The sequence below is a fragment of the Methanoculleus horonobensis genome (assembly GCF_001602375.1).
Taxonomy (GTDB): Archaea; Halobacteriota; Methanomicrobia; order Methanomicrobiales; family Methanoculleaceae; genus Methanoculleus; species Methanoculleus horonobensis.
The window spans coordinates 62221-85962 of the sequence record NZ_BCNY01000011.1 but is presented as its reverse complement, the minus strand read 5'-3'; the positions used below and the strand labels follow the sequence as shown (position 1 = coordinate 85962).

The window sequence follows — 23742 nt, the reverse complement described above, 5'->3', positions numbered from 1 at the left end:
CGGGATAACGCTGTGGGTGCGGCGTATGCTATAAAACGCTGGAGTGCCCTACGGATACGGAGAGATGATGGAGATGAGCACACAGAAGATCGGCCTCATCCAGACGGCGGTGAGCGAGGATGCCGACCGCAACCTGGAGCGCACCCTTGAAGCGGCGAGAACGGCGATCGCGAAGGGTGCGCGGATCCTCTGCCTGCAGGAACTCTACCGCGTCCCCTACTTCCCGCAGTACGAGGATACGGACGCTTCCCGCTACGCTGAGACGATCCCGGGGCCGTCGACCGAAGCCTTCGCGGCGCTTGCCCGGGAGCACGGCGTGGTGATCGTCGTGCCGGTCTACGAGCGTGCCGCCTCAGGAGAGCACTACAACACTGCCGTGGTGATCGACGCCGACGGCAGGCTCCTCCCCGCCTACCGGAAGGTGCATGTCCCCTACGACCCGCTCTTTTACGAGAAGACCTACTTCCTGCCCGGCGACCGCTATCGGGTCTACGATACCCGTTACGGCCGGATTGCCGTGCTCATCTGTTACGATCAGTGGTTCCCGGAGGCCGCGAGGGCGGTTGCGCTCATGGGCGCGGAGATCGTCTTCTACCCGACCGCCATCGGCCGGATTGCCGGGGAAGAGCCGCCCGAAGGCGACTGGCGCGAGGCGTGGGAGACGGTGCAGCGCGGTCACGCGATCGCAAACAGCGTCCACGTCGCCGCCGTCAACCGGGTGGGGAGCGAGGGCGATATCCGGTTCTTCGGGAGCTCGTTCGTCGCCGACGCGTTCGGGAACGTCCTCGCCCGGGCGAGCGAGACCGGTGAGGAGGTACTCGTCGTGGAGATCGACCTCGCGGAGAACGAGGCCGTCCGGGAAGGCTGGGGATTCTTCCGGAACCGGCGGCCGGAGACCTACGGTCTGCTCGCCCGGAAACTCCCGCCGGGCATGACCCCTGCGGCTTCCGGCTACCGGATGCCTGCGGAGTGGGAGCCGCACGACGCGGTCTGGCTCTCCTGGCCCCATGACCGCGAGACGTTCCCCGACCTTGCCGCGGTGGAGGGGATCTATGTCGAGATCATCGCGGCGCTCCGCGGCTCGGAGACCGTCGACCTCCTCGTCACGGGCGAAGCGATGCGCACCCGGATCGAGGCGATGCTGGAGGAGGAAGGCGTCGATACGGGCGGCATCAGGTTCCACCTCGCCAATTACGCCGATGTCTGGTTCCGGGACTACGGGCCGACGTTCCTCGTGAACAGGAAGACCGGGAACCTCGCGATGGTGAACTGGACGTTCAACGCCTGGGGGAATAAGTACGCGGAACTCATGGAGGATTCGCGGATCCCGCTTGCCATGAACCGCGAGATGGAACTCCCCCTCTTCACCCCCGGGATCGTCCTCGAGGGAGGGTCGATCGAGGTGAACGGGTGCGGCACGGTGATCACGACGGAGGCCTGCCTCTTAAACCCCAACCGGAACCCGCACCTCGCCCGGGAGGAGGTCGAGGCCTACCTGGAGGCGTACCTCGGCGCCGGCCACGTCATCTGGTTAAAGCAGGGGATTGCTGGGGACGACACCGACGGCCACGTCGACGATATCGCCCGGTTCGTGAATCCGACGACGGTCTTCTGTGCGCTCGAGGAGAACGAGGACGATGAGAACTACGCCGTTCTCCAGGAGAACTACGAGATCCTCCTCTCCTCGACCGACCAGGACGGCAACCTCTTAACGGTCATCCCCCTTCCCATGCCGGGGAGGGTCGGCGGCGCGGAGAGGCTGCCGGCGAGTTACGCGAACTTCTACATAGGAAACACCGTCGTGCTGGTGCCGGTTTTTAAGCACCCGAACGACAGGATTGCCGTAGCCCGGATCCAGCAGGTCTTCCCCGACCGGGAGGTCGTCGGGATCGACTGCACGGCGATGGTCGCGGGTTTCGGCGCGGTTCACTGCATCAGCCAGCAGCAACCGTCCGCTGCGCCCCGGATCACCTGCCCTGGGGAAGGAAGCGCATCACGAGTGGAATGATTGCGTAGGTCGCCGTGCTCCAGTCCCAGCCGGCGAGAGCGAGCAGGATTGCGATGACGGAGATGGCCGGCACCACCATCACCCGCTGGTTCCCGCGGCGGATCTCGGTGCCGGGCCGGACGAGCCGGCGGTCATGCGCGGCATACCACCACTGGGCGGCAAAGAGCAGGCCGATGAAGAGGAGGTTCGCCTCGAAGATGACTGCCGCGAAGGTCTCACCCGGATAGTCGCTGATGAGGGAGACGGAGAACGGTACCAGCACTACGAACATCAGCGCCCCGATGTTGATCCAGAGGAAGGTGCGGTCGATATGCCGGAGCCGGTCGATCTGGGCGTGGTGCGCTATCCAGAAAGAAGCGAGGATGAAGAACGCGAGGAAGTAGTGGAAGAGGGCGGGAACCTGGCCGGCAAGCATCGCGGCGACGGCGGCATCGGAGGGGTCGCGCAAGCCTTCCGGGATGTCGAGGCTGATTACCAGGAGGGTCATGGCGAAGGCAAATATGCCGTCGGTGAGCGCCTCCGCCCTGTTCTTCGGATAACCCAGGGATGCTTCCGACTCTCTCCCGGTGCCGTCTCCCTGCTTCATTGTTCGCAATCTCTGCTGGGAGCGCCGGCCTGATAAAGAATGAGCATTTGCATCCACGAGATCGAAACGGGGTCATCAACCGTTACGGCGAACCCTGCCCTTGCGGTAGCTCTTCTCGGGCGAGGCCGGGCGGCCGATATACTTCCTTGACGCTCTGCCGGGTCAGGATTGCTTCGAGGGCGTCCATTGTGCCCCCTCCGGGCCGCTCATGGCTTCAAACATTCGCGAGAACCCTTTCGCGTTCTTCGCGGCTTCGCACCTCCGCACCTCCGCACCTCCGCACCTCCGCACCTCCGCACCTCCGCACCTCCGCACCTCCGGTGCTCTAACTCCGTTCCCAGGTGGAACGTCGTTCTCCGGTGCTCTAACTCCGTTCCCAGGTGGAACGTCGTTCTCCGGTGCTCTAACTCCGTTCCCAGGTGGAACGTCGTTCTCCGGTGCTTTAACTCCTGTCCTTCGCACCTGTGGTTCTCAATCTCCGGTTCATGATGGTATCGGGGCACGCTCCGTTTACCGTTTCTTCTTCTCGCGGCGGTTCCCGGCAGACGAGAAGGGGAACTTCACGAAGTCCCGGAGTCCCCCTGCCGGGGAGAAGTTGCGCATATCCCGCCTGACCCCGGCGATGAGTTCGTCGACGACCTCCTGCTCCTTTGCCTCCCCCTCCTCCTGCACCACCGCCAGGCGGTGGAGGGAGTAGAGCCCGAGGATGAAGGCGAAGAGGAAGAAGAACTCCCACTGCTGGATGTCGAGCGTGACGAAGACGAGTTCCTGCACCGGGTCCTTCCAGATAAGAGTCCAGATCAGTTCCCGCTCGGCGAAGAAGTCCACGAAGAGCCCGCCGAGGATCGGGGCGACGCCGGCGGCGACGGAGTTCGCGAAGGTGCTTGCCGCGAGATAACTGGTCGCCTGGCCCTGCGGGGCCATCTTCAGGCTGATGTTGCCCGAGGCGAGCGAGACTCCGGCAAGGGAGATCCCCATCAGGATGTGGATGAGGACGAGCAGCGGGTAGGTCAGGATGTAGACGTTCGGGAGCGTGACGAACATCCACGCGAAGATCGCGAGCATGAAAAGCGGCCCGCTCACGGCAAGAACCGACTTGTTGGAGTAGCGGTCGGAGACCCGCCCCCACGAACGGTAGAAGATGATGTTCATGACCTGGCTGAGGACACTGAGGGCGACGACGATCGAGATATCGAGACCGATCCTCTGCAGCATGTAGACCGTGAAGAACGGCGCCGCGAGATTGACGGCGAAGTTCCATGATCCAAGGAAGATGATGAGGTTTTTGAAGTTCAGGTCGGCGAACGGCTTTTTGATTGCGGCGAGCAGGCCGTCCTTCCCGTCTTCGAGAGCCATCCGGGGCTCGGGAGTGCGGGCGAGGAACGTGATCCCGATGAGCCCGGCGATGAGCCCGAGAAGGAAGAGGATGGAGTAGCCGTAGGCAGCAAGGTCGGGGAAGGTGATCTCCCACGAGTCGATGAAGAACCCGGCGACGAGGCTGATGACGAGCGCGATCCCCGTGGAGAAGGTCAGCCGGCGGGAGAAGAACTCCCCGAGCCGGTCCTGTGGTATCAGGTCGCGCATCCAGGAGTTCCAGCCGCAGTGGGAGACCGCCGAGAACGATGCGTAGAGGGTAATCGAGGCGATGAGCGCGATTATTCCCTGCCCCGGCGAGAGGAAGAAGGGTATCAGGATGATGGGTATCCAGCAGAGGCGCGCCGCGAACGATGCCATGACGACGACCAGCCTGCGGTTCTTGATGCGGTCGATGATGTAGATGGAGGGTATCTGCAGGAGTTCTGCGAGCGGGGGGATTGCGGCGAGCAGGCCGATGACGGTGTTGGATGCCCCGAGTTGCAGGGCGAAGGCTACCAGGAAGATGCCGCCGGTCAGCGTCACCATTGCCTGGGTGCTAAGGCCGTCGCGGATGACGAGTCTCAGGCCGTGGTCGACCTCTTCGGCCGTCAGGCTCTCCTTTGCCTCGAAGATCGTGCGCCGTCTGCGTCCTCTCGTTATGCTCACGGAGCCGGTCACCTCGATGGATTGCCCGCCGTAACAGATCCTGTGGGGGGCGATTCTTCGAGCCGGATCATATAAAAATGGAATTATATTAATCTGTTTGAATGAATCACGTGGCTCTCCGGCGGCGGCGTGGGAGCGGCCGCGATCTCCGGGTGGGTATGCTCATTACGGGGTTTCATCGCCCGTCAACTTCCCGACGACCACGGTGTCCTGAAGTCGGGGTAGAGCGTCAGCCCGCCGTCGACGTAGATCGTCTGCCCGGTGATGTAAGCAGCCTCGTCCGAGGCAAGGAAGGCAAAGACCGCGGCGATCTCCCCGGGCTCTCCGGCGCGCCCCATCGGGATGTGCCCCTCGACAGCCGCCTTCTTCTCGGGATCGTCCACCCATTCCCGGTTGATCGGCGTCGCGATCGCTCCGGGGGCGACCGCATTGACCCGGATGCCCTGCCCGGCATACTCGAGTGCGAGCGTCCTCGTAAGGGCCCCGATTCCCGCCTTGCTCGCGGCGTAGGGGGCGTATTGCGGTTTCGGAATCGTCTCGTGAACCGAGGTGTTGTTGAGGATGACGCCCCCTCCCCCACGATCGAGGAAGTGCCGCACCGCCTCGCGGGAGCAGAGGAACGCGCCCCGGAGGTTCACCGCGAGAACCCGGTCGTAGGCGTCCAGAGTCATCTCGTGGGTCGGGCTCGCGGTCTGGATGCCTGCGTTGTTGATCAGGACGTCAAGCCTCCCCCACGCCCCAAGAACCTCCCGGAATATACGCTCAACGTCCTCTTCGCTCGCGACATCCCCCTGTACCAGCATCTCCCGGCATCCTCTCTCACGGATGATGCTGCAGGCATCCTGCACGTCTTCAAGCGTCGTCTCCGCCTCCGTCTCGCTCGAGTGATAGTTTATGGCGACGTTTGCCCCCTCGTCCGCGAACCGGATCGCCGTTTCCCGGCCGATTCCGGTCGAGCCGCCGGTGACGAGGACGTTCTTTCCCTCCAGCCGTTTCATCTTGCCTCACCTTCCGGGTGATCCGGGCACCCTGTGGAGCGGGTGGGTTATGAAGGTCCCGGGTGGGTGGTGCAGACGCCGGCGAAGAACCGAAAAACGGTTAATATCCTGCACGATATCACTACAACGGAAAACCCTCTGTTCGTGCACCGGAACTGTCATTGGTGGTGGGACAGGGGGCAGGAGATGTACGGGATATGACCGGAGCCGGTGATGGAGATACGCGGACACCTGTCGTCGAGGACGGCGGCATCATCGCGTTCGAGATAGCGACCCGGCTTGAGGAACCCGGTTGCGGGGATCTTTCGGTGGCGGCGACGGGGGCGGATGCATGCACCGCCTGACCGGCATGGCGGAGGATCGCACCGTCCTCCTTGCGGAACCCGACCGTGACGCCGCCGGAAAGGTCTCCTGCTGGCTGCAGGGCGAGGGGTATACAGTTGTGAGCGTGGTCGGGCGTGGCGATGACGCCCTCGCGGCCGCAGCGGCATCCCGGCCGGGTTTTGTCGTCCTTGACGCTTCCCTCCCCTGCCCGAAAAGCCCTCTCGCGACGGCTCTTACGATCCGTGACCGGCTGAAGATCCCCGTCGTCTTCACGACGGCAGACCCGATGAACGCGCTGCCTCCGGGCGGGCCGGAAGGGCTCTCGCGAGAGGAGATCCTGGAGAAACCCTTCGGGCCGAACGACCTTGCCGCCGCGATGGCAGCCGCGGCCGCACGCCACCGCTCCGGGTGCCTGCGCCGGGCATGGGACGAGGCATTCAGGCGCGCTGCCGATTCTATCTCGTATTTTGTCATGACCCTGGACGCCAACCGCCGCATCCGGTTCATCAACCTCCCGGGAGCGATCCTTGCCGGACGCTCCCGCACGGCACTCGCCGGGCGAGATGCCGTCGGGACTGTTCTGCCGAAGTCCGATCGGGACGGCAATTATCTCCGGAAGCGGTTCGAAGAGGGGCGGGAGATTGAGTTTGTCGTTGATTACATGCCCGCCGGTGGGGGGCGGGTGCCCGTCCGGTGGACCTGCCACCCGGCACTGGATCCCGGGGAGTGTTGTGGCGGTTGGATCTGTTTCGGCACTGAAGATGAGGACGTCCTTCTCCCGGACTTCGATTCCCGGGAGAGGGTGCTCCGGCAGATCGAGGAGAATGTCGAGCAACTCATGACCCTCAACGACCGGATCCGCAATCCCCTTCAGGTGATCGCCGCACTGGCCGGATTCATGGATGGTGACGCTCGCGACAAGATCCTGCTCCAGGTGGAGATGATCGACGATACCGTCCGGCAACTCGACCTGAGGTTCCTCGAATCGTCGTCGATCCGGGAGTATCTCCGCAAGCACCACCAGATTGAGGCCCCGTGAAGATCCTGCTATCCTCCGTTCACCGCCACTCCTCGATCACCTTCCGGACAAGCGGCCGCCTCTCCGGCCCGCCGGCCATGAGCGCCTGGAACTTCTCCTCGTAGATCGGCTTCTCGACCGAGTAGAACGTCCCGAGCGGGATCGGCGCCTCCCGGTCGTAATCCCACTCCCGGATCTTTCCGAGAGCGCTCTCGAATCTCCCGGCATCCACCTCGCCCACCTTCATCTCGTAGGCGTGCTCGTTGTAGTAGTCGGTCAGGTTGAAGTAGGTCGCGCAGATCTGGAGCACGTCGACGAACGAGAACCCCCGGTGCATGATCGCCTCCTTGAAGAGGTTTTTTAGGTGCCGGATCTTCTTCGTATAGCCCCGTGCTATGTGCGTGGCCCCGGCGGCGAGCATGACTTCGAGCGGGTTTAAGGGGTGCTCCGTGATGCCGCCCGGGGTCGAGCGGCCCTTAAAACCGGCGGGCGATGTCGGGGTGTACTGCCCCGTCGTCAGCCCGTAGACCCGGTTGTCGTGGACGACGACCGTGATGTCGCTGTTCCGTTTTGCTGCAAAGATGAGATGATCAAGTCCCTCGGCGTAGATGTCCCCGTCCCCGACATGGCAGATAACCTTCAGATCCGGATTTCCGAGGCGTATCCCGGTCGCCGCCGGAACCGAACGGCCGTGGATACCGTAGAAACTGTTGACGTTCAGGTAATCGACCAGTTTCCCGTGGCACCCGATCCCGCCGAGGAGGACGAAGTTCTCAATGGGTATCCCCTCCTCCTCCGAGAGTTCGGCGACGGCCGACTTCATCATATGCTCTATCGAGAAGTTGCCGCAGCCGGGGCACCAGGTGTTCTCCGCAGGGCTGATGAGGTCGCCGGCCGGTCTCGAAGATCGATCGGGGGTCATGTGAAGACCTCCGTAAGCCGTGCCTCCAGTTCGTCGACCGCGAACGGCCGTCCGTCGTACTTCAGGACAGATCGACCCGGATCGAACCCCTGCTGGCGGAGGAGGCGGGCGAACTGTCCGGTGGCGTTGTTCTCGACGCAGGCAACCTTCCCCGCCCCGATCATCGCCTCCTTCCAGGCGCGGGTGGGGAACGGCGAGAGGACGAGCGGGTGGACGACCCGTGCTCCGAGCCGCTCGGCAGCCTCGATGCAGACCCACTTCTGCGACCCCCAGCAGACGATCGTCGTCCCGGCGTCCCGTGCGCCGTAGGTCTTCACCGTCGGGTAGGTGGCAAGTTCCGCCTTCAGGCTCTCCTCCTTCCTGAGCATCTTCTCCTGCACCTCCCTCGTCTCGGTCGGCTCTTCCGTCGTGAACCCGACCTCGTCGTGGGCGTAACTGCTTGCCTTGATGGTTGCCCCCGCTCTTCCGGGGAAGGCGAGCGGCGATACCCCGTCCTCTGTCCGGGCGTACCGGCGATACTCGCCTGCACCGTCCCAGAGCACCGGCTGGCGGTCGGGAAGCGGGGTGATCGCCCCGAGATCGAATGAGTAAGCGCCTTCCCCAAGTGTCTTATCGGTCAGGACGATCGCGGGAACCTGGTACTTCCAGGAGAGCATCAGGGCGGCCGCCGACCAGACGTAGGTCTCCTCGAGGTCGCCCGGAGCGACGACGAGCCGGGGGAACTCGCCCTGGCCTGCGTTCAGGACGAAATGGAGATCGCCCTGTGCGGTGTAGGTCGGTATGCCGGTGCTCGGGCCGGGCCGCTGCCCCATCACGATCGTCACGGGAATCTCCGACATCCCGGCAAGCGAGAGCCCCTCGGTCATCAGGCAGAACCCGCCGCCCGAGGTGCCGACCGCCGTCTTCTTCCCGGCGTAGCCGAGCCCGAGTGCCATCAGGATGACGCTGATCTCGTTTTCGGGGTGGATGACCCCGATCGAGAGATCTTCGGCGCGGTTCGCGAGGAAGTGGAGGATGCTCGATGTCGGTGTCATCGGGTAGGCGACGTAGGACTCCAGCCCGCCGTGGACGAGCCCGAGTCCTGCGACTTCGTTGCCGGTCAGAACCGGAAGCGCCGGGGCATCGACCGGCTCGACGGTGAAGACGCCCTCCACGGCGTCGTAGCCCCGGCCGGCGACCCTGAGGTTCGCCTCCAGGTGCTTTGCCGGAACGCTTCCGCGAAGGACATCCTCGAGCACCTCCCGCCCGATCCCCGCCACCCGGGCAAGCGCCCCGAGCATCGCGGAGTTTTTGGTGATCGGGGGCGCTTTCTCCTCTTTGACGATATCGTCGAGCGGGAGGCCGTAGCCCTCGCCCCGCACCACCGCTGATGCGTCGTGGACGACCGTCGTGCCGTCGTGAATGCTTTCGCGGTGGTTGTCGATGCTGTTCTGGTCGAAGGCGAGGAGGACGTCGACCGGGGTGCGGTGCGCCCCGATCGCTCTATCCGCGGCCCGGATGATCGCGAAGTTGTGCCCGCCCCGGATGAGCGAGGGATAATCGAAGTACATGTAGGTGCGGTAGCCGAGGCGGGAGAAGAGACCGGCGATGGAGAGGCCCGCCGTGTTGATCCCCTCCCCCGCCTTCCCGCCGATCAGTACGGAGTATTCGGCCATGGTGATCAGGCGTGCCGTAGCCCGCCTGCGGGTATATAGGTTGTGCTCCGGGGAGGACGCTGTCTCGCGGGAGGCGACGGCAGGTGCATCTCCCGCAACCCCTCCGGTCTCTTATCGCACTATCGGCGACGCTGTCTCATCGAAGGGATTGCTCCGCATCGCAAGCGAGAAGAGGTACGGATAGTTCCTCTGGAGGTACTCCATGTAGGCGAGCCATTCTCCGATGAGCCGGCCGTAGACCCGCTCGACGTCCCCCGCGAGGTGCTCGACGTCGCTTGCCGGGAGCCCGGCGAAGTCGCCCCGCCGTTCGAGTTCTTCGGTCAGGTGAAAGACCGCCCGCAAAAGGTCGGTGAACGACTCGTGCTCCATGAGGACGGGGTTCTCGAGCAGGCGGAGGAGGAACCCCCGCTGCTCTTTGAGGTACCGGCAGAGGTCCTGCAGGTCGGCGGCACCGACGGTGACCCGGCAGGTGTGGTGCCGGAGACGGCTGCGCACCCCGGAGAACTTCTCCGGCGTCCAGGCGTTCGTCACGACGAGGTCGTGCCGGATCTCCGGGAGGTTCGGGTCGCGGTCCGAGAGGATGGTGAGGAGCTCGGTGCCGACCTCCGAGAAGAAGGTGCCGATGACCATGTTCAGTTTGTCCAACCGGTCGCGCTTTGCCCGGACGCTCAGGAGCTGGTTTAAGATGAGGGTCACCAGGAGGACGTTTATCGGAAGGAATCCGAGAGCGTTGAAGATATACTGGTAGGTGTTCTCGGCGTCGCCGAGCAGGAGGTGTTTCACGCCGTAGATGACGACCGATGAAGCGACGAGGATGATCCCGAGCCTTACTTCCCAGGTCCGGAGGCTGATGCGCATGATATCATCACGTACCTCCGGCGGGGAAATAAAGGTTGGGTACCGGGTCCCCCTCAGACCCGCAGGCGCGAGGATCCCGGTGTCTTGATGGTTGCAGGAACCTTCCGCCGCTCTGCGATCCCGGCCTCGACCCAGGCGACCAGGTCGAGCAGGCCGGCCTCGAGGGGAACCTCCGGCTCGTAGCCGAGAACCTCCCGTGCACGGCTGATGTCTGCAAAGCAGTGGCGGATATCTCCGATCCGGCTGATCCGCATGATCTCCGGGGAGAGATCCTGCCGCCCGGTCATCGTTGCAAGAAGGTCGGCGGCTGTTCTAAATGTACAGGGGCGGCCGCTTGCGATGTTGAACGTCCCGCCGGCGGCACGGGGAGACTCGAGGGCCAGGCGGAAGGCGCGTGCCGCGTCGTAGACGCTCACGAAGTCGCGCTGCTGGTAGCCGTCCTCGAAGAGGCGTATGGGAAAGCCCTGGAGCAGGCGGGACGCGTACTCGGTCAGCACGCCGGAGTACGGGTTTGCATACCCCTGGTGAGGCCCGTAAACGGGAAAAAGCCGGAGAATGGTCGTCGGAATTCCGTAGGACTCCCCGATCAGCCGGCACATCTCTTCCTGGTCGTGCTTTGAGATGGCGTAGACCGAGAGCGGCGACGTCTCCTTCGTCTCCGGGGTCGGGAGGGGGTAGATCACCTCCCCGTCCGGGCTCCGCGGTTCCCACCCGCCCCGTGCCGTCTCTCCCGGGGAACGGCGGATCTTCGGGTAGACGGTGCCGTTGTATGAGCAGTAGAGCCCCTCCCCGTAGACGGCGCTGCTCGAGGCGACGATGAGCCGCTTGACCGGATGGTCGAGCAGCGCCTCGAGGAGAGTGGCGGTTCCGGCGGTGTTGACGCTCATGTACTTCTCGATCTGGTACATGCTCGACCGGTCTCCGACGACCGCCGCAAGGTGAATGACGGCGTCGGCTCCGTCGAGAGCCTCCTTGAACTGGTGCGAATCGCGGATATCCCCGACGAGAACCTTCGCTCGCCGGTCGAGGTGCTCGGGCAGGCGCCGCTCCGCCCCGTGCACCTGCGGCATCAGGTTGTCGAGGATACGGACCTGGTAACCGTGCTGCAGCAGTTCAGTCGCGAGGTGCGACCCGATGAATCCCGCTCCCCCGGTGATGAGAACGGTCTGACTGGTATCCGTATGCATGGTGTATCAGGCATTCCTGATGCACTCTTTGCATTAAATATTATCGCGAACACAAAATATTAATAAAAAATGGTTATTCGGGGTATTTGTATCCCCCGAGGTTGTTTAACCTCCCCCGGTCCAACGTCAGGGACATGGTGTGCGGCCAGCGGGGAAGGTTGTTCGTCAATCGATACGCTCCGTCTTACGAGTCGAGGATCGCCTCGGCAGCGTCGCGGTAAGCCCGCATCACGTACGGGATGCCGGAGACCGCTTCCGCCTCCTCGGTCAGGGCCATCAGGTCGTTCCGGCCGACCGTCTTGAGGCTGAAGTTCCGACTTCCGGCCATGATCTGCTGGAGCCCGGTTCTGAACTTCTGGACGTAGGTGTAGATCCCGATTGCTCCGAGCGGGATCTCTCCTATCCGGCCGGGGAATCTCTCCTTGAGCTCTTCGTAGCAGACGAAGATCTCCTCGGCGCTGCTGCCGTACTTCGAGACGGTCTTCGGGATCTCCCCGGTCTCAAGCCACTTTGCGATGTTCTTCCCGACCATGCCGGGGATCATCAGAGCGCGGCCCATACAGACCGCCTTGACGTAAGGACTCCCCATGGCAATCCCCTTGAAGACGTTGGCCTCGTCCGCGAACCCGCCGGCGATGGCGATGTCCGGGACCCGGATGCCCCGCTCCCGGAGCCTCTCGGCGAACTGGTAGGCAAGCGACTCGATGTAGAATGTCGGAATGCCCCACTCGTTCATCATCGGCCAGGGGCTCATCCCCGTACCGCCGGGAGCGCCGTCGATGGTGAGGAGATCGATCTTCGCTTCGGCCCCGTAGCGGATTGCCATCGCGAGTTCGACGGCCGAGTAGGCGCCGGTCTTGAGGGTGACGCGCTTGAACCCGATCTCGCGGAGCCGGTCGACCTCATCGAGGAAGTCTTCCCGGGTGACGAAGCCGAGGCGGGAGTGCCGCTCGAACTCTTTTATGGCGCCGTCGTTGAAGGCCGCCTGCACCTCGTGAATCCCCGGGTCGGGGAGGACGATGTATCCGCGATCCTTGAGCTGGTTCGCCCGGTCGAGGTTGCCGACCTTGATCTCGCCGCCGATGCACTTTGCCCCCTGGCCCCACTTCAGTTCGATCGTCTCCAGGTTGTGCTTCGAGGAGACGTACTCGGCGGTTCCGAGCCTTGTGTCCTCCACGTTCAGCTGCACCAGGAGCTCGCCGTAGCGGTCTTTGAACTCCCTGTAGGACTCGATCCGGCGATCCATCTCGGGCGATCGGGCGACCTTGCCGTCGTGATCGAGCGCCAGTTCCGGGTCGACGCCGCAGACGTTCTCTCCGCAGACGAGTGTAATGCCGGATATTGCCGCTCCGATGGCGAAGTGCTCCCAGTTCGCCCGGGCAATCTCGGTCGACCCGAGTGCCCCGGTGAAGATCGGAACCCGCATCGGCACTTTGATCTCCCAGCCGTATTCCGTCCGGGTATCGACGTCCTGAAAGACGGCGGTGTCGGGATTGGCATCGACGCCTTCCGGCAGCCCTTTTGCGCCCCGGGCGTAGCCCTGGATGTTCAGGTGTGAGTAGTCGATCGGGTAGTCTTTATCCGCGCCGGCCGTGATCTCGCCGAACGGGCCGGGGTAGAGCACTTCTCTGCCCCGGAACGAGGAGAGCCAGATCTCGCAGGATCCTTTGCACCCGTCGACGCACCGGCTGCAGATGCCGGACATCGGAACGACATCACGGGAGCGGTTGGCCGTACCCGTTGCATCGTTAGCGTTTGGTCTTCGCAGATTCATCAGTTGCACCTTCACAAATGTGGATAGAAGGTTCCTTCCTGCACATATAAATGTTTCGTACCGGTTGACCGGCTCTTCCAGAACCGCGTCGAAATCCCGTCGTCGTAACTTCGGTTTCACTTCCGACCCGGTGGAATCCCCCGGGTCGCGCTGCCTGACCGGCAGGCACCCTGGGCTATTTATCTCCTTGTATCCACGGCGTGCCGGGAGCGTGACGAAAAAGTAAAATACATTGATGAGCATGATTGCTTTATGAACTTCAGGTTGCTATCAGCTCTGATTGTGCTCCTGCTTGCATTTTCGCTCTCTGCCGCCTGCACCGGCACAGGCGAGCCTGCCGACCCCACAACCCCGAGGGTGACGACGACGATCGCGGAGACCCCCGCGGCCACGACGGCGCCGGCCTCGCTTACGCCCGGCCCGACGCAGACGGCGCCGCCGGGAAAGGAGGTTGACTTCCAGCTTACGGGCGGATACCCCTCACGGGTAACGAACGACCTGTACATCGCATTCAGCGGCGGGAAGGGCCAGGACTTCGTGACGAAGATCGACGTGCGCGTGACCAAATCGACCGGGGAAGTCATCACCGACACCCTGCAGCCCATCCGCGGCGACGATATCGTCATCCAGCATGCGAAGGGAGAGAACCGGGTTGAGATAACGGTATCCTTCGTCACCGGAGGCACTTTCAAGGTCAAAGACCAGATCGTGGAAGTACCCTGATCCGAACAACCTTTTTTTCGATCGACCAGTCTTTTTTGAAAAAGTTATCGAACGAGTTTTTCCCGCCTTACGCTCTCTTCACTTCCCACCGTATGAGCAGGCCGTCGTCGAGCCGGACGGCCTCGATGATCTGCAGCCGGGGAAAGTCTTCCTCGTGGAGAAAACCGGCGCCGTCAGCGGGTGTGGGGGCATCCTTTCCGCCGATGACGACGTTGCCGACGAACGTCTGGAATTCATCGACGAGCCCCTGCTCGAAGAGTGTCCAGATCAGCGTCCCTCCTCCTTCGACCATCAGGCGCCGGACACCCTGCCGGTGCAGTTCCTCGAGCAGGCCGCGGAGGTCGACGGTCTCTTCGCCGCCGACGATGACGGCGGCATGCTGCCGGAGAGCCTCCACAGCGTTTGTGGGCGCTTTTTTTGAAACCGCGACGATACGCTTTCCGCTTCCCTTGTGGAGAATGTCCGCATCCAGAGGCGTCCTTCCTCTGCCGTCCACTACGATGCGGATGGGGTTCTCATCCTTTCCGGCTGCCTTCCGGCGCTCCCGGAGTTCCGGGGATTTCACAGTGAGCGAAGGGTCATCGGCGAGCACCGTGCCGATGCCGACCATGATGGCGTCACTCTCCGCTTTGATCCGATCGACCCGCAGGTAATCCTCGTTACCCGAGATCCTCACCTGCCGCCGCTCTCTCGTTGAGATCTTCCCGTCAGCGCTCATGGCGATGTTACCGAAGACAAACGGGCGCATAAATTAGGGTTACACGCCGTTCTTCATATATGCTCCCTTTTCTTGCAATACTGCGCCGGCAGAACCTCCTGCCGCCGCCCTCTCATGAATTGAAGAATATTCGAGATATGTTCTGAAAATTCAAAGAAATGCACTTGTTTCCCTGAAACATTACTTTTTATCGGCCAATCGATTCCGAATCGCTTATATACATCTCCTTAAATAACCACTGTATTACCTATGGCCTTGAACCGGAGCCTCTTGAGCGGTTTTCAACAGGATCTTTTTACCGGGACGGATATCGTCAGAATGATCGTGGTGGTTTCGTTATCGGCGGTGTCGCTCATGCTCACGGCGGCTACACCGATGAACGCCCAGCTCTTCTGTCCCCTGACATTCTGCATCCCGATACTCTTTGCTGCTCTCTGGTTTCCGAGGCAGGCATTCAAGGCGACAGCGTTCCTTGTTGCCGGGTTTGTAATCATCCGGGTGTACCTATCGACGCTCGGCTTCGCCGTCGACCCTGTGATGACGGGGCTGCACACGATGATCTTCCTCTGGGTCTTCGGGGCCGCGACGCTCTTTTCTCAGGAATCTCATCTGGCTGCCTCCCGGTGCAGGCGGATCATCGAGGATACCCGAAATGCAAGGTTCCTCTGCGATCCCGAGACCCTCCGCGTTGTCTGTGCCAGCAGAAAGTGTGCCGATATGCTCGGTTACGCGCCCCGGGAACTCGTCGGCATCCCGGCAGAGGCGTTCTGGGCGGACGAGGCCGGCAAGGCATGGTTCATCGCGGAGATGGAGCGGGAAGGCTACGTCGGAAATGCGGAGATGACATTTTACGCGCAGAACGGCGATGCGAGGAGAGTTCTTCTCTCCTGCAGGGTGCTTTCCATCGAGAACCTCTTCGAATGCACGGTCGTCGACACCGGAAGGCTCCTCACCCAGAACGACGCGCTCATCCGGTCGAATGGGCGGCTGATGGATCTCATCCGGCAGACAAACGATATCTTCTTCATTCAGGATGCCGCGGGCTGCATCCTGCACTTCTCCTGGGTTCGTGCGCTCGAGTACGGGATCTCTCCCGAAGAGATCGTCGGGAAGTGTGTGGACACTCTCCTGCCTGGCGACCTTGCCGCGCAGAACATGGAAGAGATCCGGAAGGTGATCGAAGAACAGAAGGGCGCCTGTTATGACCTCGATCTGGAGATCGGAGGCGCCCGGCACAACTTCTCCGTTGCGATCGCCCCGTATAACGGAGTGGACGGTGCGTTCACCGGCGTCGTGGGGTCGGCACGGGATACCACCGAGGTGCGGCGGCAGAGCCTTGCGTGCAGGCAGCTCTCCTGGGAGGTCGAACAGTGGAAAGGGCTCGTCACCAAGCTCGCCCATGAGTTACGCACCCCGCTGCAGCCGCTCGTCGGCTATCTCCGGATGCTCGTCGAAGATCCCGATTATTACGGCCTCACGAAGGATACGGAGAAGATCCTCAAGACCTGCCTTGCGTGCGCCGACAAGGAGATGGCGGTGGTGGAGAGGGCGGTCGAGCTCAGTCTGCTCACGATGGACTACGTCGATCTGACCGTTCAGGAGGTGCCGCTCCACGAACTGGTCGATGCTGTCGTATCGGACGGCGAATACGAACAAAGTGCCCGGATTTGTAATGAAATCCCTGATAACGTCCGTATTATGGGAGACCCCGATCGGCTTTCGATGGTGGTTGCGGGACTGGTATCGAATGCCGTTAAGTATAATGAACCGCCAGAGAAAGTATGGATCCGGTATACGAGATCAAATGAAAACCATTATATTATGGTGTGTGATAATGGCATCGGTATCCCCGAAGATGTTATCAAATCGATCTTTGAGCCGTTCTACATAGGAGACGCCGAGCAGGCCTGCAAAGGCGGCAGCGCCGGCCTTGGGCTCTCGATCGCGAACAAGTATGTCCAGTTGCATGGCGGGGATATAACGGTGACGAGTAAGGTGGGCGAAGGGAGCACCTTCACCATCAGGATACCAAGGGAGGTATGAACTTTGGGAAACAAGATCATGGTCGTCGACGACGACCTGCCGACGCTGGAAGTAATGGAGCTGCTGCTCAAGAAGATCAACCGCGAACCGCTCCTTGTTCATAACGGATGGGATGCGCTGCGGGCAATCAAGAAGGAGAAACCCGCACTCATCATTCTCGACGTGATGATGTCTCCTATAGACGGATGGCAGTTCCTGGAAGAACTGAAACGGAATGACGAGTACAGGGATATCCCGGTCTTGCTCTTCACCGCAAAACATGTCTGGCCGGAAGAGTATTCGAGATACGCGAACGATATCGTCGGTGTCCTGGAAAAGCCCATCTCTCTTGCCGAGTTGAAGGCCGCCCTGGAGAGGGCCCTTCCCCGGGACGCCTCTTCTCGCACGGACCCCGAGACCCGCCGCACTCTCGAGATCAAAAGTGAGTGACCCTGTTTAGCACGCATGCCCGCGGCAGTCTCCCGGGGCTGTCTCTCTCCCACCGAAAGGCATTTTATCGGTTGGGTGTGTATTGCCGGGTAGTGTTCCTCTTATGATCGTTACAGATCTCCCCGGGTATCCTTCCCTCAGGGAATATCAGCGAATCGCGGGCACAAAGCAGTTTTCGGTGATCGAGGAACTTGCCGGGCGTCTCTCCGGTGTCAAGATCCAGGAGATCAACTCGACCCGCTACGGGGGCGGCGTCTCGGAGATCCTGATCTCCTACGTTCCGTTCCTCAACGCGCTCGGCCTCGAGACGACCTGGAGCGTCATGGAAGCCGACCCGGCATTTTTCGACGTGACAAAGACGCTCCATAACTTCCTCCAGGGTCGGGGGGGCGGGTTCTCGCCGGCAATGGTCGAGACCTACTGGGAGGCCCAGCGGCAGAACGAAGGGTTGATAGAGGACGATTCCGACGTCGTGACCATCCACGACCCTCAGCCGCTCGGCCTCGTCGAGTTCCTGACGAACCGGGAACGCGAGCGAAAGAGGCTGCTCTGGCGGTGCCACGTCCAGCTGGAGACGGTACCTACCACGACCGTCGGGGAGATCGGCAACATCCTGCGAAGGCTGGTCGAGAAGTATCACGCCGGCATATTCTCCAGTTTCCAGTATCTTCCTCTCTGGAACGTGCCGAGTTTCATCATTCCGCCGTTCATCGATCCTTTATCCGAGAAGAACCGCGATCTCGCCCCGTCCGAGATCGATGCAACCCTCGCGAAGTACGGTATCGACCCGGAGAAGCCGATCGTCACCCAGGTATCCCGGTACGATGCCTTCAAAGACCCGGTCGGCGTCATCCAGGCGTTCAAGAACGTCCGCCGGAAGATGCCCTGCCAGCTCGTCCTCGTCGGCGGGCGGGCGTGCGACGACCCGGAGTGTTTCATCGTCCTGCGTGAAGTCCGCGAGACAGCCGAGGACGATCCCGATATCCATATCCTCGACCTCCCGCCGGACAGCCATCGCGAGATCAACGCGCTCCAGCGGGCGTCCGACGTGATCGTGCAGAAGTCCATCAAGGAGGGGTTCGGGCTGACGGTGACCGAAGGGCTCTGGAAGGAGAAGCCGGTCGTCGCCGGGAGTGTCGGCGGCATACCGCTCCAGATCCGCGACGGCTGGAACGGCTACCTGGTCTCGACGATCCAGGAGACCGCCGACCGGATCCTCCATCTCCTCCGGAACCCGGAGCTGGCCCACGAGATGGGCGCACGAGGGAAGGAGTTCGTGCGGGAGTACTATCTCCTCACCCGGGGCGTGCAGGATCACCTCACTGCCATCGACCAGGTGAAGAACGGCAGGATCACCGCCCGGGACAGCGTCATCTGCTACCACCCGCAGGTGGTGACGACCCGGATGGCCGGGTGCGCGGCCCGGCACTGATGCCTGCCCCCTCCGTCCCCGTCACTCGATGGGGATCTTTTTGCCGTTGGTTCCGGACCGTGTCCTCATCTTCTTCAGGCGTACTTCGAGGACGCCGTTCTTGAATCCGGCCCCGGCGCCATCTTCTATCACGCTCGCGGGCAGGCGTACCATCCGGGTCAGGATCTCGTCTCCGCGTTCGTGGATGTAGTAAGTCCCCGGCTCCTCCTCGGCCGGCCCGGTGCGCCTCGCCGTTATTCGCAGGGTCTGGGGGTTTGGCAGGTTGATCCGGATCTCGTCTTTGTCCGCGCCGGGCAGTTCCGCAACGACGATCACCTCGTCGTCGTGATCGAGGATGTCGATCCGGAAGTCTGCGGTGAGGCCGGGGAAGTCGCGACTGCCGCCGCGCGAGACCGGCGGCAACCCGCCTTTCTCCCCGGCCTCCGGGTTGTCCGCTCTCTGATCCCTATCCTGCCGCCGCCCGGGGCCGGAGGGGTCGTCTTCTCTCCCTGTCATGATCCTTGCCTCCTGCGGTCTGGTTGCCGTCGGGTGGCCGGTCACCATCCGCCGCCCCCACATGAGCCTGCATGCATAACAATTTTACCCGGGTAACCTGCATCGGGTGGTCTCCTCCCGCAGCCGGGCCTCCGGTGATGTATACGTTGCGGTCTTCCCGGCGGCCCGCGGCGGTGCCGCGCCGGATAATCCCCTGGACGTCGTTGGGCGGCTGTCGATACGCTCTCGGAGAGCGTTTTTTCTGCCTGCTTGTCCCGGCCGTTAGGTTTTTGTGGCGTGACCGGCATGGGGAGCAACCCCCGGTCTTCCGGGGTGCGGGGGAACCGCAGGGTTCACCGCCCGTGCCGCCGTTATGCCGGAGATGCCCGTGCCGATGGATATGCGGGGGTTATGGAGGAAGATGAGATGGCGCAATTCAGACCATTCGAGATGGAAGGGATGCCTATCGAAGAGCAGCCCATGAACTGGAAGGATATGGTTCCGGCCCCGTATGACAAAAAGGCGGTCGACGCCTACACCCGGACCCGGATCATCCTCATGAACGGGATCGAGAACAACGCTGTCCTGATGTCGCACGCGATCGAGCGGATGCATCCCGATCCCGAGGTGAAGAAGGCGATGGCCCTGATGCGGCGGATCGACTCCCAGCAGCAGGAGACGATCAACTGGCTCAACCCGGCGGACCAGTCGGTCGTCGAGACTACCCTCGGCTACGAGCAGGTGGCGGTCGACCTCACCGCGAACCTGGCGCAGAACGAGCCGGATCCTTACGTGAAGCAGACGCTGGACTTTGCCCTGCTCGAGGACTTCGATCACCTCTACCGATACAGCTGCCTCTACGACTACATCGAGGGCGGCGACCCCGACTCGATCGTCCAGGGCAAGACCGAGGTGAAACCCGGCAGGCCGACGAGCATCGAGCACCGCCACCCCTTCGACTCGATGCGCAAGCACTACGACAAGGAGACGGCCGACATCAAGACGAAGATGAACTACATCACGATCACCGCCGGAGAGCAGCAGACGATGCTCTACTACCGGGCGCACGGGTTCATGTATCCCGATGAGATTGCACGGCAACTGTATGCCGAGATCGCGGAGATCGAGGAGCAGCACGTCACCCAGTACGGGCTGCTCGGCGACCCGAACGAGACGATGCTCGAGAAGATGGCGATGATTGAGCTCAACGAGGCCTACCTCTACTACTCGTGCGCACAGACCGAGAGCGACCCGAGGATCAAGGGGATCTGGGAGAAGTTCATGAAGATGGAGGTCACGCACTTCAACGAGTGCGCACGGCTCATCAAGCAGTATGAGGGCCGCGATATCCAGGACCTCGTGAAGGCCGACGTCATCGAGCCCCTGGTCGTCTTCGAGGAGAACAAGGACTACGTCAACAGCGTCATCGACGCCCAGCTCGATCTCGCGCCGAACAACATGGAGTATGTGCGGTTGCGCGACCTCCCGGACAGCTGGGCGAGTTTCGGCTACCTGCGCGTCATGAACGCAAAGGGCGTCCCGAGCGAGGAGGTCGTCTCCAAGGCGGGCCCGACCCTTGCCGAGCGCGACCAGGCGGCGAATATCAGGCAGGTCAAGCAGGAAGTGGCCCGCCGGGTTGAGAAGGGTATGGCAGCGGTGCCGGCCCGGTAATACTCTTTTTCGTGCGTGAGATGGGGTGCCGGAATTCTTCGCTCGCGGGCTCACCTGACAAGCAGGAGACCGTAGAGGGGCGCACACGAGAACGGTCTACTCTGTCTCTTCCCCGGATTCGCCGCCCTCAGCCTCCCTGAGCGTGAGCCGGAATGCCGCCCCACACCCGGGATGCCCCGGCACCCGGTCTTCGACCCAGATTCTGCCGCCGTAGCGGACAACAAGCATCCGGCAGATCGAGAGGCCGAGGCCCTGGCCGCTCTCCCGGGCCTTCCCCTGCTCGAACCGGGAAAAGATAACTTCCTTCGCCTCGTCCGGAACCCCCGGGCCGGTGTCGGCGACGGTGACGAGGACGAGCCCGCCATCTTCAGCGTCTTCGACGACGATCTCTATCTCGACGCCCGGCCCGCCATGCTTCTCGGCGTTGCCGATGAGGTTCGTGAAGATCTCGGGGAGGAGGTCGTCTGCGAGGACTATCACCCGCAGCCCCTCGTAGGTGATGCGAGCGTCTGGATGGTGAGCGATCTCCTCGCGGATCACCCCGTCCAGGTCGACCGGGTGGAGCGCCGCCCGGCTCTCGCGGATCTTGCGGATCGTGGTGACGTTTGCCGTGATATCGATGCTCTTTCTGATACCGGCGCGGAGTCTCTTCAGGTATTCCCGCTCCTTCCCGGAGAGTGCTTCGTCGAGCAGTTCGGCGTAGATGTTCGTGACGTTGTCGGCGTTTTTGATGTCGTGGGTGAGGATGTCGAGGTAGAGGTTCGCCTCCCGGTTCGCCTCCTCGAGCCGTGAGTAGAGCATCCCCCGCAGAACCCCGCTCCCGACCTCACGGCCGACCGCCTCGAGGATCAGCCGCGTCTCCTCCGGTATCTCCCGGGCGGCGGTGCTCCCGAGCACGAGCGCCCCGATGACGGAGGATTCGGCGGTGAGTGGAATGAAGGCCAGGGAGGCGGCGCCGAAGTCCGCGAGGACGTCCAGGTTCCGGCCGGACGCATCTTCCCCTCCCTCGACGAACCACGGCTGCCCCGCGACGAAGACCCGGTTGTAGGGCCAGTGCCGGACGTTGAGTCTCCCGTTATGCATCAGGGCGAACTCGGAGACTCCCCGGTGGCACCGGATGATGGCGTGCATCCGCTCTCCCTCCTCCAGCATGTAGATCGACCCGAGATCGAATCCGAGGTTGTCGAGGACGGCGTCAAGCGTATTGTCGAGGAGTTCGTCCAGGGTGAATGCGGATGCCGACGCGGTGATGACCGCGTTTAAGACGGCGAGCCTCTTGTTCCTGATAAGGATCTCTTCCCCGGCGCGTACCCGCTCCGTGACGTCGGCAAGCGAGAAGACCAGCCCCTGGACGCCTCCCCGTGCGTCCTTCACCGGCACGAGGCTCCAGTCCCAGTAGGTTGTCCCTCGTTCCGGCTGGTTCTCGTAGGTGAACGGTTTTGCGTATATCCTAAACGGCTCGCCGGTATCCCGCACCCGCTCAAAGACCGCCTGGTTTTCCGGGTTCGGGAAGAGGTCGAAATGGTTGCGGCCGAGAAGTTCCTCTTTTTTGTAGCCCGAACCTTCTGCGTAGGCGGTGTTCACGCGGACGAACCGGAAGTGGGGATCGAGGTACGCGAGGTGGACGTCGGTGTACTCCATGACCGTCCGGAGGATGTCGCGTTCTGCCGCGAGGTCGGCCGCGAGCGACTGGTTCTCAGCGAGCAGCCGCTCCCGTTCCGCATCCGTCCTTTTCCTCCGGGTGATGTCCCGGGCGAGCCACAGGATCTCCGTGAGGCTGCCGCGGCCGTCCCGGACGGCCGTGGCGGAGAGGGAGACGGGGACGGGCGCTCCGGTCGCCGGCTGTATCGTGACCTCGATCCCCCGCAGGGGGCCCGGGGCTCCGGCCTCGAACTGTGCGACGAGGTCACGGCAGGCCTTCCCGTCCTCGGGGGCGATGTAATCGGTGCTGAGCGTCCCGATCAGGTTCCGGCGGTCTCTCGCGAGGAGGACGGCTCCCGCCAGGTTCACGTCGAGGATCGTTCCCTCCGGGTCGCAGACGAAGTAGCCGTCGGGGGCGAGGTCGAAGGTCTCCCGGTAGTACCTGTGCTCCTGCCCGAGACGGTGGCCCTTCTCCTCGCTCTCCTTCCTTGCGGCGATGTCGCTGACGAGGAGGAGTACCGCGCCGTCGCCTGGAACCCTGACCGAGCACGCCATCCATCGGTCGGGAGCGATCCGGCATTCCAGCCCGGAGAGCGGTTCCCTGTCCCGGAGCGCCGCGAGCAGCCGCCCGGCCGTTCCGGCATCGTCGATGAGCGGTGCGAGATGGGTGCGGACGAGCGCCATTCCGTCCGCCCCGGTGAGGTCCCTGGTGTCCGGCAGCGATAGAAGGCTTTGAAAGGCCCGGTTGACCCGTATCACTCTTCTCTCGGCGTCGAGCAGGAGCACGCCGTCCTCGAGTTCGTCGATGGGGGCATGTGGCATGAGCCGCTCACTGGATACGGGTGTGGAAGACATGGTACGTTCGACCGTTCTGCGTATCCGGGGTGGAACTTAATCGGCAGTAAACTTTGGCATGCGATGATCCGGCAGGAGCCGGTTCTGTACAGGCCGATATCGCCGGTTGTGCATGAAGATGTTATGGTCTGGTTCTGGTGTGGGCACACACGGTGATGGGATAGATTTATAGTATTTAGCGCATATGAGTAATATGTTACAAACGAGGTGAAGAGAAATGCCAGGATTCGATGCTACCGGGCCCCGCGGTATGGGGCCGATGACCGGGCGGCGCATGGGCCGGTGCGCCCTGCCGCCGCAACAGCCGGCAGAGGGCAACCCTGCCGGAGAGACGAACGAGACCGCCCGGGAGGCACCGGCTGAGCAGCAGCCGGTTTATGGCCTCGGAAGAGGCGGAATCCCAT

The 23742-nt window shown here is 62.6% G+C and carries 19 protein-coding genes; 8 read left to right on the top strand and 11 right to left on the bottom strand.

Annotation, left to right across the window (positions count from 1 at the left end; all coding sequences use genetic code 11):
* The first annotated feature begins 67 nt into the window (after positions 1 to 67).
* A complete protein-coding gene (locus tag MCUHO_RS12235; RefSeq protein ID WP_084385891.1) occupies positions 68 to 2008 on the top strand; it encodes an agmatine deiminase family protein in 1941 nt (646 codons plus the stop codon).
* On the opposite strand, the gene MCUHO_RS02510 is transcribed toward MCUHO_RS12235, so the two are convergent.
* The 3 genes from MCUHO_RS02510 to MCUHO_RS02500 form a co-directional block, all read right to left on the bottom strand.
* Positions 1968 to 2594 (bottom strand): TMEM175 family protein, encoded by a 627-nt coding sequence (locus MCUHO_RS02510; RefSeq protein WP_067073004.1) that lies wholly within the window; start codon positions 2592 to 2594, stop codon positions 1968 to 1970. The two genes, MCUHO_RS12235 and MCUHO_RS02510, sit on opposite strands and share 41 nt — an antisense overlap.
* Before the next feature lie 510 nt (positions 2595 to 3104).
* Positions 3105 to 4616 (bottom strand): MFS transporter, encoded by a 1512-nt coding sequence (locus MCUHO_RS02505; protein ID WP_067073213.1) that lies wholly within the window; start codon positions 4614 to 4616, stop codon positions 3105 to 3107.
* Between the two features lie 185 nt (positions 4617 to 4801).
* Positions 4802 to 5614, bottom strand: a complete 813-nt coding sequence (locus MCUHO_RS02500) for a glucose 1-dehydrogenase (RefSeq protein WP_067073002.1) — start codon at positions 5612 to 5614, stop codon at positions 4802 to 4804.
* Positions 5615 to 5811: 197 nt separating this feature from the next.
* Between MCUHO_RS02500 and MCUHO_RS12725 the strand changes: the two genes are divergently transcribed.
* The gene (locus tag MCUHO_RS12725; protein WP_161485868.1) at positions 5812 to 5958 is read left to right on the top strand and encodes a hypothetical protein; all 147 of its coding nucleotides are present in this window, start codon (positions 5812 to 5814) and stop codon (positions 5956 to 5958) included.
* Positions 5946 to 6977 (top strand): PAS domain-containing protein, encoded by a 1032-nt coding sequence (locus MCUHO_RS02495; protein ID WP_067073001.1) that lies wholly within the window; start codon positions 5946 to 5948, stop codon positions 6975 to 6977. Before MCUHO_RS12725 ends, MCUHO_RS02495 begins: the two co-directional genes overlap by 13 nt.
* 19 nt (positions 6978 to 6996) lie before the next feature.
* On the opposite strand, the gene MCUHO_RS02490 is transcribed toward MCUHO_RS02495, so the two are convergent.
* The 5 genes from MCUHO_RS02490 to MCUHO_RS02470 form a co-directional block, all read right to left on the bottom strand.
* On the bottom strand, positions 6997 to 7878 hold the full coding sequence (locus MCUHO_RS02490; RefSeq protein ID WP_067072999.1) for a thiamine pyrophosphate-dependent enzyme: 882 nt from the start codon (positions 7876 to 7878) through the stop codon (positions 6997 to 6999).
* Positions 7875 to 9533 carry a 2-oxoacid:acceptor oxidoreductase subunit alpha gene (locus MCUHO_RS02485; protein WP_067072997.1) on the bottom strand — a complete coding sequence of 553 codons (1659 nt, stop codon included), beginning with the start codon at positions 9531 to 9533 and terminating at the stop codon, positions 7875 to 7877. The genes MCUHO_RS02490 and MCUHO_RS02485 overlap by 4 nt, the downstream gene beginning before the upstream one ends.
* A gap of 111 nt (positions 9534 to 9644) precedes the next feature.
* Positions 9645 to 10391, bottom strand: coding sequence for a hypothetical protein (locus MCUHO_RS02480; RefSeq protein WP_084385884.1), 747 nt, complete (start codon positions 10389 to 10391; stop codon positions 9645 to 9647).
* Between the two features lie 53 nt (positions 10392 to 10444).
* Entirely contained in the window at positions 10445 to 11578 is a 1134-nt protein-coding gene (locus MCUHO_RS02475) for an NAD-dependent epimerase/dehydratase family protein (RefSeq protein WP_067072995.1), read from the bottom strand.
* Between the two features lie 184 nt (positions 11579 to 11762).
* Positions 11763 to 13352, bottom strand: coding sequence for an FMN-binding glutamate synthase family protein (locus tag MCUHO_RS02470; protein WP_067072993.1), 1590 nt, complete (start codon positions 13350 to 13352; stop codon positions 11763 to 11765).
* Positions 13353 to 13604: 252 nt separating this feature from the next.
* On the opposite strand from MCUHO_RS02470, the gene MCUHO_RS02465 reads away from it, so the two are divergent.
* Positions 13605 to 14075 (top strand): hypothetical protein, encoded by a 471-nt coding sequence (locus MCUHO_RS02465; protein ID WP_067072991.1) that lies wholly within the window; start codon positions 13605 to 13607, stop codon positions 14073 to 14075.
* Between the two features lie 67 nt (positions 14076 to 14142).
* Here MCUHO_RS02465 and MCUHO_RS02460 read toward each other — a convergent pair whose 3' ends face one another.
* On the bottom strand, positions 14143 to 14823 hold the full coding sequence (locus MCUHO_RS02460) for a 2,5-diamino-6-(ribosylamino)-4(3H)-pyrimidinone 5'-phosphate reductase (RefSeq protein WP_067072989.1): 681 nt from the start codon (positions 14821 to 14823) through the stop codon (positions 14143 to 14145).
* 324 nt (positions 14824 to 15147) lie between these two features.
* Between MCUHO_RS02460 and MCUHO_RS02455 the strand changes: the two genes are divergently transcribed.
* From MCUHO_RS02455 to MCUHO_RS02445, 3 genes are all read left to right on the top strand, one after another.
* Entirely contained in the window at positions 15148 to 16836 is a 1689-nt protein-coding gene (locus tag MCUHO_RS02455; RefSeq protein WP_235808134.1) for a sensor histidine kinase, read from the top strand.
* Positions 16837 to 16854: 18 nt separating this feature from the next.
* Positions 16855 to 17265 carry a response regulator gene (locus MCUHO_RS02450; protein WP_067073209.1) on the top strand — a complete coding sequence of 137 codons (411 nt, stop codon included), beginning with the start codon at positions 16855 to 16857 and terminating at the stop codon, positions 17263 to 17265.
* Positions 17266 to 17368: 103 nt separating this feature from the next.
* Positions 17369 to 18697, top strand: a complete 1329-nt coding sequence (locus tag MCUHO_RS02445) for a glycosyltransferase (RefSeq protein ID WP_067072985.1) — start codon at positions 17369 to 17371, stop codon at positions 18695 to 18697.
* Positions 18698 to 18718: 21 nt separating this feature from the next.
* On the opposite strand, the gene MCUHO_RS02440 is transcribed toward MCUHO_RS02445, so the two are convergent.
* Complete coding sequence (locus tag MCUHO_RS02440; RefSeq protein WP_067073207.1) at positions 18719 to 19192, bottom strand: Hsp20/alpha crystallin family protein; 474 nt, start codon at positions 19190 to 19192, stop codon at positions 18719 to 18721.
* A 405-nt stretch (positions 19193 to 19597) separates the two neighbouring features.
* Between MCUHO_RS02440 and MCUHO_RS02435 the strand changes: the two genes are divergently transcribed.
* A complete protein-coding gene (locus MCUHO_RS02435) occupies positions 19598 to 20842 on the top strand; it encodes a hypothetical protein (RefSeq protein ID WP_067073205.1) in 1245 nt (414 codons plus the stop codon).
* 96 nt (positions 20843 to 20938) lie between these two features.
* Here the strand turns inward: MCUHO_RS02435 and MCUHO_RS02430 are convergent, their stop codons facing one another.
* Positions 20939 to 23305, bottom strand: coding sequence for a sensor histidine kinase (locus MCUHO_RS02430; RefSeq protein WP_067072983.1), 2367 nt, complete (start codon positions 23303 to 23305; stop codon positions 20939 to 20941).
* Between the last annotated feature and the right edge of the window lie 437 nt (positions 23306 to 23742).